The sequence below is a fragment of the Aquimarina sp. AWH4_224 genome (assembly GCF_056160245.1).
On record NZ_JBSWWU010000007.1, the window covers coordinates 285,113 to 296,593 of the forward strand.

Consider the following 11,481-nt stretch of genomic DNA (forward strand, 5'->3'; position numbering starts at 1 on the left):
CTTTTTTCTTAATGCCTCCAGACACCATAACTATTTGATCCCTTTATTTCTTGGTTGTATAAAACCGCTAGTGAAAACCCTAAATAATTGCGTGTTTCTTTAGGATTAATAATCCCATCATCCCATAATTCTGAAGTAGAATGCCATGCAGAAGATTTGGCTTCGGCCTCAGCGATTAACATATTTTCGATCATTTTAGCTTGCTCTTCGTCGTAGGGTATTCCTTTGGCTTTTGCCGATGCTTTTTGAATGATCCGCATTACCCCAGCTAATTGTTGTGAACCCATCACTCCTATTTTTGCATTGGGATAAGAAAAGAGAAAATTAGGCTCATAGGATCTACCGTTCATCCCATAATTACCTGCTCCAAATGAAGACCCGATCATTAAGGTTATAGATGGTACTTTGCTATTAGAAACTGCATTGATCAGCTTAGCCCCATTTTTAATGATTCCTCCTTCTTCATAAGCTTTACCCACCATATATCCAGTGGTGTTCTGCAAAAACAATAAGGGTATGTTTTTTTGGTTGGATAGTTGTATAAATTGTGCTGCTTTGTTGGCGGACTCTGAAAAAATAACTCCGTTGTTTCCTAAAATCCCCACGGGGTATCCATGAATTTTTGTCCACCCGCAGACCATTGTATTTCCATACTCAGATTTGAACTCTGCAAATTCGGATCCATCTGTAATTCGCATGATCAATTCTCTTACATCAAATGGTGTTTTACTATCTTCTGGGACTACACCTAAAATCTCATCGGCATCAAAAAGCGGTGCTTTGATAGGCAATTCTGGGATCATATGAGGATTGGATGCTGGTATAAATTCCATAATCTCTCTGGCGATTCGGATAGCGTCTTTTTCATCTTCGGCTAGATAATCTGAAACTCCAGATACTCTACTGTGCATTTCGGCACCACCTAGTTCCTCGTCGGTTGCAATTTCATTGGTTGCCATTTTTACTAGTGGAGGTCCCGCCAAGAATACTTTTGCAGCTTGCTTTTGAAAAATGGCATAGTCGGACATCCCTGGCACATACGCTCCCCCTGCCGTAGCATTACCAAATACTACAGATATTGTTGGAATGCCCATTTCAGATCTTCTTGTAATCTCTCTGAAGGCTTCACCTCCATAATTGAATATTTTGGCCTGGTCCGGGAGGTTGGCCCCACCGCTTTCTACCAAATTAATTGAAGGCAACCCACATTCTCTGGTAATTTTTGCAATACGGAAACCTTTAAAAACAGTTGCATAGTCTACAGATCCTCCTTTACGTGTTCCTACATTGGCATTGATCATACACAATTTACCTTGTACCAAACCGATTCCTGAAACGTTGGTTCCACCAGCACCAAAACCATTCTTATTTTGCATACCTGCCAGTGGTAATAATTCAAGAAAAGGGCTGTCTTTGTCCAACAACAATTCGATGCGTTCTCGTGCGAGTAATTTGCCTCTGCTTCTGGCTTTATCAATGGATTTTTCCTTCCCTTGAAATCGACTTTCTTTAAGATGTTCCTCTAATTTGGCGACCAAATCGAGCATGGCTTTCTTGTTGTTCTGGAAAGCTTCACTTGTCGTATTAATTGTAGATGATAAGGGCCTCATTATGCTATTTCTTTAATTTCTTTTCTGACTAAAAACTGTTGAAATCTATAGGGAAGTAATCCAGAGATTCGGTATAACATTCTCATCTTTCTACCACTTATGATAAAATCTTTTCCGCTGCTAAACCCTTTCCAGATATCACTAGCCACCTCTTCGACAGTTGTTGCCGCAATACCTTGAAATGTTCTTACCTTTTCCATATTCCCTGATTTCTTGAAGTTGGTATTCTCGATGGCCGCGGGACATACACAAATTACTTTTACCTTCGATTGCTGCATTTTCAATTCTTCATTTATACTTCGGCTGAAATGGGTAACAAATGCTTTTGTTGCACCATAAGTGCTTAATTTGGGAGTTGGTTGAAAAGAGCTATTCGAACTAATGTTGATAATAGTCCCCTTGTTTTTGTTCGTCATATCTTTCAAAAACAACTTGGTCATTTCATACACACATACCACGTTGAGATGAACCATCTTTAGTTCTTTTTCGCGAGTTGTATTGCTCAAATATCCATAGGTACCAAATCCTGCATTATTCACCAGAACATCAATATCCCATTCGTTTTTAGTAACCCATTGATGCACGTTATGTGCTGCATTTGTTGTGGACAAATCTTCAACAAGAGTATGTATCGTGCATCCTTTGATTTCTTGTAATAGTTTTTTCTTAGACGCTTCAATTTCTTCTGGCAAAAGAGAAACCCAAAGAAGGGTGTATCCTGCCTTTGCAAAATATCTGGATAGGGAATACCCAATACCACTAGAACCTCCCGATATGAGCACCATTTTACTCATACCAAACTATATTTTCATTACGATCATGCCACTCCAAAAAGTATTTACTATATCGCCTATCGATCTCTCCTCTTCTGATTTTTAATGTTGGAGTAAGGAATGCATTTTCCATATTCCAGGTATTCTGATCGATAACAATGGTGGATACTCTTGTATAATTCGCCAAAGTATCATTCAATTTGGAAAGCGTTTGATCCAGTGCTACCTCAACTTCTTCTTTTGGAGTATCATGTGCAACTTCAGAAAGATTCACAATCGCAATAGGTTGAGGAATGCCTAAACCAGCAATGCATACCTGTTCTACCAATACATTTTTCTCTATTTCTTCTTCGAGAGGATTGGGTGTAATGTATTTTCCTTTGCTTGTTTTGAACGCATCAGAAACCCTACCTATAATTTTCAGGAAACCATTTTCATCAAAACTCCCTTTATCACCGCTATGGAGCCATCCATTCTTTAGCACTTTTGCTGTCATTTCTGGATCTTTGTAGTACCCTTTCATCATATAGGGAGATTTCATTAACACCTCTTGTGTATCCTTTGCAATTTTGATCTCACAACCGGGAATGGGTTTTCCTACGGAATCTTTAGGTGCATCTAACATGGGGGTATTGGTAATCGAACCACAAACTTCGGTCATCCCATAGGCTTCGATAAGATGAATCCCAAGATCCGCATACCATTCTTTGAGATAGGTGGGTGTAATCGCAGATCCTGTGGCCACTATTTTGGCTTTCGACAATCCTAAACCATATCGTATTTTCTTTTTCAGAATCCCAGAAATAATCGGAATGCTAAACAGCAGTTTTTGTTTTTTTAATGATATTTTGTTGGCAACTGCCAGATAAAATTTGGTCCAAATTCTGGGCACTGCAAAAAAGATTGTGGGTTGTGTATCTTGTAAGTTTTTGGCAAAGGTATCGATGCTCTCTCCAAAAGAAACAGTCCCACCAAGCATGAGTGCTACGGCATATACCCCTATTTTTTCGGCAACATGATTTAGCGGTAAATATGATAATAAATTAGGTGTTGGATGCTTAGCGATCCCTACCCAATCATTCTTACTGTCGTCCTTAATAATCTGCACCGGAGTATTATGGATATGCATTACTCCTTTTGGTGTACCTGTGGTCCCAGAGGTAAATAAAATCGTCCATAATTCTTCTGGATCCGAAACATGAACTTCTGGTAATAGTTCATTACTATTCACCAAATCATCCCACAAAACACCTTGGGTTACTTCTGCATTGCCTTGATAATGCGGAAAACGTATAATTTGAACATCATTGGGTACGTGCTCTGGATGAGCTAACCATTGATCGAGCTTACCTATAAAAACTGCTTTTGCATCAGCTAACTTTAGTACTGTAGAAAGTTGGTTTGCAGAAAGGTTGTGATATAAGGGTACCGAAACCATCCCACTCATCATTATGGCCAAATCTGCCAGAATCCAGTGGTAACAGTTTTTGGAATAAATGGCTACATGATCTCCTTTTTTTAAACCCATAGAAATCAAAGCATTTGCCATTTTTGAAGCCTGTTTGTAGGCTTCACCAAAGGTTACTATTTTCCATTGTGTTCCTTTTGGTTGTTTTAAGAATGGAGCATCAGGCTTTTCCTGCACCCAATGATAAAAATACTCTGGGAGCGAATCATGATCTGGAATACCGATGCTAGCCATATCTGAAGTTTAAAAGTTGATATACGATTCCATAGTTTGATCAAATCCTTCGCCCAAACTATCCAAATAAGCATCTCCAAAGAATTTTTTGAAGGAAGCCAATCCCTTTTCAGTAAGATGAGGCAGTAACAAACTCCAAATTACCTTCTCTCCATCTTCCTTTGTTTTATCTCCTCGAATCATTTGCTGGGATGACCAAAAAAACATCATCATCCAGGATGTTAATGCCAGGTTTTTATATACCCCTGGTACTGGTTCTGTTTGCATATTTCCTAATTGAATAGAAAATGCAATTGCTGTTTCGATATCCTTTACCGTTTTATCACAAAGGGATTTCATTTTCGGTGCGATCAGTTTGTGTTTCAACACCTGGTTATCATGAAATATAAAAGAGTATTCTTTTTGCAGCTTGTAATACAATTGTGCATCATGATGCAAGTTCTGAAATGAGGGAATCCCTTTGGCCACTCGCCCACTGGTTAGCTTTTCCCACAATTGGTCCATCAATGCTTTCAACAAAGCTTCTTTATCCTTGAAGTGATAGGTCATATTACCTCTGCTCATCTCCAAAGATTTTGCAAGTTCGAATAGATTTACTGCACCGTATCCTGATTTATTGAAGGCCTTAAGCGCCTGACTGAGTATCCTTTGTTTCGTTTCCACGTATTCCTTTTTACTCAAATATAGAAATAAATTTTATATAATTAGCAATATTTTTAGTCATTTATGACTAATTTAAGAAACTGAAAGCACTAATACAGCAAAAGAATACTATTCCTTCACTTCCATAACGCGTTTTAATTCATTCCCATTTTCATCCAGAATGGTGATCAGATGTTTCCCCGGCTCGGGTAGGATTGGCATTTCATGAAATTGCCGGGTTGTCCCAACAAACTGCTCATCGACGTACCAGAACACTTGCGCTTCTGGATTGGTATGCGCAATTTTAAGAACAACTTCGTTGGTTTTACCATCAAAACCCTTAGGCAAGTAAACACTACTATTGGCTTTGGGAAAAATAAAATCCATTCGATCTTCATCTACGGTACTACAACCAGGACGAAACGAAGGCAATTCATGATAATCAGCATTGTTATTTTTGAAATAGTATGCTTGCAATGATGGTAATACAAACCACGACTCGTGAATCATATTATCTACAGATTCGCAAGAGGAATTTACCTGATACCTCCTCTCTTTGTCCAAATGAATTAGTCGATGATAAGTACAAGGTTCTGTTTTGGTTCCAGAAAGCGAAACATTAATAGTTTTTTTAGGACAATGCTCTCCAGCTATATGACCACTTTGAGCACATATTGTTGTCGTAACCAGATCGTCGTATGGAGTTGCAAACCATTTTGTATCCGGAACAATATTAAACACATCAAAGAGCACAGGTGCTGCAGCAGTTAGGCCAGTAACTTCTGGACGACCTTCTCCATCGGCATTTCCGATCCATACGCCAACCACATATTTTGAAGTAGCACCTATTGCCCAAGCATCGCGATTACCATAACTGGTACCTGTTTTCCAAGCGATTTCTTTGGAAGAATCATAGAACTCCCAAGCATCGTCTCCTTCAGGTCGGTTTACTTCTTTCATGGCTTCAAAAGTGAGCCAAATACTTCCTGCTCCAAAAATCAATTTTTCTTTGATTGGTTTCCCAAAATCAACCTCCCTATTCTTTTCAAGGATAGGTTCTGCAAATTCATTGGTAAAATACTCACTCGAAGACTCCAAAAAATGGTTCAGCGTTCCTGCCATCCCCGCATAAGTTTTACATAGGTCCCAAAGGTTAGCCTCTGCACCTCCTACTATCAAAGACAACCCATAATGATCTGCGCTATATTGAATATCTTTAATATGAAACGCGTTCAATTCATCTCGAAAACGCTGTAATCCATATTGCTGCAATAATCGTACGGCGGGCACATTAAGAGATCTTGCCAATGCCCTGTTTGCCGGTACGGCGCCACTATAGGTTTCATCAAAGTTTTTGGGATTATACCCTGCTATTACCGTTGGGATATCGGATACCAATTGTTCTGGCAACAATTCTCCTTTATCCATCATTGCTGCGTACAATAATGGTTTTAAAGTACTCCCTGTGCTTCGAGCTGCTTGAATAATATCTACATCTTTTTGATGCGTCTTGTCTGTGGGAGTGTTCCCTACATAACTCAATACATTTCTGGTCTCTACATCCAATACCAAAACCGCCATGTTGTACACCTCATTTTGACGAAGCTGATCATAATGTTTTTTTACAATGTCATTGACTTGTTTTTGAAGTGCCAATCGGAGTGTAGTTTGCACTCTTTCTCCTTTATGTTTTTTTGCGATGTTATCCACCAAATGCGGAGCAATTTGCGGCAATCTGTATGGCCTTTGCGGTAAAGTTTCTTGAATGGAAAGTGTATAGGTCAATGAATCAATAGTCTGCTGTTCTAGTAACGTTTTTAATAGTCGATTCCTTTTCTTCAGCAATCGCTCTTGATTTTTTCCGGGATAAATCAATGAAGGTGCATTGGGTAAAACAGCCAAGGTCGCACTTTCTGCCCAGGAAAGCTGATGCGCAGGCAATCCAAAGTAACGCCATGCTGCCATATCAACTCCCACTACATTTCCTCCAAAAGGAGCGTGAGAAGCGTATAGTTTGAGGATGTCGGACTTTGATTTACCCCATTCCAATCGTGTAGCTAAAATGAGTTCCTTTAGTTTTTCAAAGTATGTTCTTTTTTTCCCCTTCCTGGATAGTCGAATCACCTGTTGTGTTAAGGTACTTCCTCCTCTTACAATTTTACCTGCTTTACTATTATCAATCATAGCATCTACAATAGCAATAGGATTGAATCCGGGATGATTGTAAAATTGCTGGTCTTCAAAAGCAATTATACACTTTGCAAACTTCGTGGGTACACTGTCTGTTTCCGGAAAACGCCATTGTCCATCCTTAGCTATTTTGGCTCCAATCAACTCACCATCTACAGATTCCACCACTGTTGCTGTTGGATCTTTAAATAGTGTAGCAGGAAGAGAAAAATAATACCATATCAATAAAACGGCTATCGTTATAATACGTTTAGGATGTTTTTTGATGTATGTCTTTATTCTCTGAAACACAAATATGCTTTGTTTATGGTAATCGCTTTCTAACCTCTCAAGTTTAGAAAATAAAATTAGCGTAAATGCAGGTATTTATCCTTCAAAACTATTAGAATTCATTAAAGTACCGCTATCATTATTCGAATAAATCCCAGATTTTCATTAAATTTAAGAACCTCTTAAAACAAGAAAATGCTTTTTTTTCTTCAGTTCGGTTGAGAAAATTAAGGGACTCAAACGTAAAAATACAATTGGTCGGTCATTGATATAATGGGTATTACCCCTACGCAATCCGTGTATTTTTATTAAAATTGTTGTGTGTTGAAAAAAGTTACCATCGTCATTCTCTTCTGGCTTATGCCCGGGGTTCTGCTTTCTCAAAACGATAAAGGTTATGAGAAAATAGATAGTCTTGATGTGCTCATTCAGCAATCTCAAGAACTAAGGTTGGAGAATAACATGTATGAGGCCTTAGAACTTGCCTTCAAGGCGGTCACCTATGCTAACGAGATCAATCACAATCATTATTTGTCCCATTCTTATTTTATGATGGGTACTATTCAATATGAAATTATTGATTATGACAATGCTAAAACCAATCTACTAAAGGCATTAGACCATAGCGAGAAAACCACTTCAAAAATACTATTACCCTATATACTACATAGCCTAGGAAACATTTACTACGATGATAACGAAGATTATGAAAACGCATTAATTTACTATAAAAAAGGGGTTAAGCTCAGTAAAAAAATCAATCCGGCTAATAACTATCAAATCCCCTTACATAACCTTATTTGGACCTTTATGGATTTGGATAGGTACGAAGAAGCTGCTCCCTATCTTAAAGAAGCTGACAGTTTGGATCTTATCATTCCAGATAGTATTCAACTCGGTAAAAGCACCCTGTACCTAATACGTGCAAGAAACTATGCTCATCAAAAAGATTTTAAAAGTGCTGAAGAAAACTATGATAAAACATTCGACCTGTTGGAAACCGAAGATAAGTACTGGCTGAAAGGTAAAAGCTATTTTTATCAATATCGATCAGAGATGTATCAGGCGATGGGTGATTATCCCAAAGCCATACAAGATCTAAACAGAATGCAGAGGAATGAGTTTGAAGTTTTCAAAAACGCCCGTAATAAAAATGAAGAAATTGCAAAAATCCGGTTCAAAGTAGATGAATATGAACGAAAATTAAGCGCTTCAGAAAGAGAAAAGGAACTATTGCAAAACATCGATAGAAGTAATAAAACTATTATTACTATTTCTTTGGCAGCACTTGTTTTACTCATTTTTGTAGTTTTCTTTTACTACCGGGGATATATATCAAAGAAGAAAGCAAGTGAAATTCTTGAAGCTAAAAATGCTGAACTGAATCAAGCTAAGCTTCAGGCCGAGAAATTGAGTAATATCAAGTCTCAGTTTATTTCTACGGTAAGTCATGAACTAAGAACTCCGCTATATGGAGTGATTGGTATTTCGTCTCTTTTGATAGAAAACAACAAACAGTCTGACAACGACAAAAAACTACTCAATTCCTTAAAGTTTTCTGCAGACCATTTGTTAAACCTGGTCAACAAGGTCTTAAAAATTAGCAAAATCGATTCAGAAAAGACAGATCTTACACAAACCCCTACCAATCTGGCTTCACTGACAAAAAACATATTGCAGTCCTTCGAATTTCAAGCTGGAGAAAAAGGAAATGAGTTAATTTTTGAATACAATCACTCCATTCCTAATTCGTTGTTGATTGATCCCTTAAGAATCTCCGAAATCCTAATCAATTTGATCAACAATGCCATAAAATTTACTGTTAATGGAAAGATCTGGCTTCGGGTCAAACCAATTACTACCTCTGCCGATAGGGTCACCCTTCGGTTTGAGGTGGAAGATACTGGAATAGGAATTCCAGAAGATCAGAAAGAATATATTTTTGAAGAATTCTCTCAAATCGGAAGTATTTATAGCAACAAACAAGGAACAGGGTTAGGATTGGCTATCGTAAAACGATTGTTAGGATTGATGAACAGCAGGATTCAATTTGAAAGCAATAAAAAACAAGGAACTCGCTTTTACTTTGATCTTGATCTACAAATTGCAGATCAGCTAAACGGCACTCCTGGCCTGCCTACAGATATAGAAGTTAGTCATACCATTTCTGCTCACATCTTGATTGCCGAAGACAACAAAATCAATCAGATGGTAACCAAAAAATTACTTACCCAAATTGGTTGCAAATCAACTATTGTAGAAAACGGAGAAGAAGTGCTCGAAATTTTGAAAAAAGAAAATTTCGACCTGGTCTTAATGGATATTAATATGCCTGTAATGGACGGTATGCAAGCCACTTTGAAAATTCGCGAGTTTGATACTATTATCCCTATTATCGCCCTTACTGCATCAGAATTAAGCGAAGTAGAAGAAGAATGCCGAAAAGCAGGCATGAATGATTTACTCAATAAACCGCTACTTAAAATGGATTTACGTAATGCTATATTTAAGCATCTTGTAAAAAGAAAGCGTCAACCAGATTCTTAAGATTGCTATAAACTACACTGCAATAGATCTTCCTTTTGATGTTTTATTACCCTTATTATCTAGATAAAAATCAATTTGTCCCATATAAACACCACTGTTACCGCATTGATTGATTAAAACTTTTTCACCTACCGCATTGTCAACTATAGTAGGTTTTGGTAATAAGGTATGGGTATGCCCTCCAATAATTAAATCAATATCCTTGGTTTTTTTGGCCAAATTAAGGTCTGATATCCGGTCTGGTGATTTTTTGTAGTCATACCCTATATGCGATAAACAGATAACGATATCACACTTTTCTTCTTGTTTTAGTGTCTGTGTCATATCCTGGGCAATCTCTATAGGATCCAAATATTTTGTTTCTTTATAAAGGTTTTTGTTAACCAGTCCTTGTAGTTGAATTCCAAGCCCAAAAACTCCAATTCGGATACCATCTCTTACCAATACTTTATAAGGCTTTACATGAGTATCCAAAACGGTATTTTTGAAATCATAATTAGCCGACACAAAATCAAAAGTAGCATTGGGTAACTGTCCAAATAATCCATCAATTCCATTATCAAAATCGTGATTTCCTATTGTAGCCAGGTCATAATTCAGCTTCGACATGAGTTTAAATTCAATTTCACCCCCATAATAATTGAAGTACGGTGTTCCTTGAAAAATATCACCAGCGTCTAATAAAATTGTATTTGGGTTCTCTTTTCTGATTGCTTCGATGATCGAAGCTCGTCGTGCAAAACCTCCTAATCCCGGATATCGGTAATGGTTCTTGGGAAGTGGATCTATTTGACTATGTACATCATTGGTGTGTAATACGGTAATCTTTTTGGACATGGGTTGTGTACACGAAGTTAAACTTAACCCTCCCAAGCTTGCAAAGGCTGTAGCCGATGCCATCTGCTGAATAAACACTCTTCTACTTTGCATAACTCATTCTTTTATCTAGTGAAACATGAAGTGTATCTGTCTTTTTGAAATAATCAATCAAAGCATTCCTAAGCTTATAATCTGTTTTATAGAGATGTACTGGATCCTTAAAGAAATCCATACGATCGCCACCTTGTTGCAAATAATCTGTAGTCAACACCAAATAGGTTCTTCCTTCTTCCAAAGGTTTATCATCGATTAGTACTTTTTCTGCTTGCTTGGTTTCCTTATTAATGCTTAATTCCAGATTGCTTATCGGATGGGCACGAAGTCTTGCAGTCAAATAGGAAATTAATTCTTTTGTCTTTTCAGAAGTCAATTCCGCAACCACCAGTTCATTTTCAAAAGGCATTACCTCGAAAGCAGTTCTTGCTGTAACGTTTCCTTTTAGGATTGGAGCTCTTAATCCTCCATGATTTAGCAATACCAAATCGATGTTCTTGTTGTGCCTTTTCGTAAAAATGGAAGCCGTTTGTTCTAAAGATATATCCGCTACCAGATTTCCTAAAGTACTTTCTAATTCACCATCACCTTTGGTAAGATCCTTTGTTGCGATACAAAGTGGAGCATCCAGTGTCTCATTTAAATGCTTGCGAAATGGCGCAATAAAATCATCTACTTCTTTATCGTCGGCAATCGATGCATCGATTTTTTGAGGACTAGAGGTTACTTTTTCTACTGTAAATGGTTGTTGTTTACACGAAAACAAGGTTCCGGTAAGCAACATCAAAACTATTCTGATTCTAAATTTCATGTTTTTACCACATATAATTTCCACAATGGTACGCAAAATTGTTTTAACTCACTGTTAATTCTA

At 37.6% G+C, this 11,481-nt stretch carries 8 protein-coding genes; 1 reads left to right on the forward strand and 7 read right to left on the reverse strand.

From position 1 onward, the window contains the following. Window positions 1-8 precede the first annotated feature (8 nt). From ACXAGJ_RS15345 to pbpC, 5 genes are all read right to left on the reverse strand, one after another. Window positions 9-1,610 carry an acyl-CoA carboxylase subunit beta gene (locus ACXAGJ_RS15345; RefSeq protein WP_474841025.1) on the reverse strand — a complete coding sequence of 534 codons (1,602 nt, stop codon included), beginning with the start codon at window positions 1,608-1,610 and terminating at the stop codon, window positions 9-11. Then, a complete protein-coding gene (locus ACXAGJ_RS15350; RefSeq protein ID WP_474841026.1) occupies window positions 1,610-2,404 on the reverse strand; it encodes an SDR family NAD(P)-dependent oxidoreductase in 795 nt (264 codons plus the stop codon). The genes ACXAGJ_RS15345 and ACXAGJ_RS15350 overlap by 1 nt, the downstream gene beginning before the upstream one ends. Further along, window positions 2,397-4,085, reverse strand: coding sequence for an AMP-binding protein (locus ACXAGJ_RS15355; protein WP_474841027.1), 1,689 nt, complete (start codon window positions 4,083-4,085; stop codon window positions 2,397-2,399). Before ACXAGJ_RS15355 ends, ACXAGJ_RS15350 begins: the two co-directional genes overlap by 8 nt. A 9-nt stretch (window positions 4,086-4,094) precedes the next feature. After that, window positions 4,095-4,748: a TetR/AcrR family transcriptional regulator gene (locus tag ACXAGJ_RS15360; protein ID WP_170864646.1), complete on the reverse strand. Its 654-nt coding sequence runs from the start codon at window positions 4,746-4,748 to the stop codon at window positions 4,095-4,097. Between the two features lie 108 nt (window positions 4,749-4,856). Next, window positions 4,857-7,208 (reverse strand): penicillin-binding protein 1C, encoded by a 2,352-nt coding sequence (gene pbpC / locus ACXAGJ_RS15365; protein WP_474841028.1) that lies wholly within the window; start codon window positions 7,206-7,208, stop codon window positions 4,857-4,859. Window positions 7,209-7,511: 303 nt separating this feature from the next. Here pbpC and ACXAGJ_RS15370 point away from each other — a divergent pair, with 303 nt between their 5' ends. After that, window positions 7,512-9,734 carry a tetratricopeptide repeat-containing hybrid sensor histidine kinase/response regulator gene (locus ACXAGJ_RS15370; protein ID WP_474841029.1) on the forward strand — a complete coding sequence of 741 codons (2,223 nt, stop codon included), beginning with the start codon at window positions 7,512-7,514 and terminating at the stop codon, window positions 9,732-9,734. A gap of 12 nt (window positions 9,735-9,746) precedes the next feature. Here the strand turns inward: ACXAGJ_RS15370 and ACXAGJ_RS15375 are convergent, their stop codons facing one another. Together ACXAGJ_RS15375 and ACXAGJ_RS15380 are read right to left on the reverse strand one after the other, a co-directional pair. Continuing rightward, on the reverse strand, window positions 9,747-10,664 hold the full coding sequence (locus ACXAGJ_RS15375) for a bifunctional metallophosphatase/5'-nucleotidase (protein ID WP_474841030.1): 918 nt from the start codon (window positions 10,662-10,664) through the stop codon (window positions 9,747-9,749). Next, window positions 10,654-11,418 (reverse strand): 5'-nucleotidase C-terminal domain-containing protein, encoded by a 765-nt coding sequence (locus ACXAGJ_RS15380; RefSeq protein WP_474841031.1) that lies wholly within the window; start codon window positions 11,416-11,418, stop codon window positions 10,654-10,656. Before ACXAGJ_RS15380 ends, ACXAGJ_RS15375 begins: the two co-directional genes overlap by 11 nt. Window positions 11,419-11,481 lie beyond the last annotated feature (63 nt).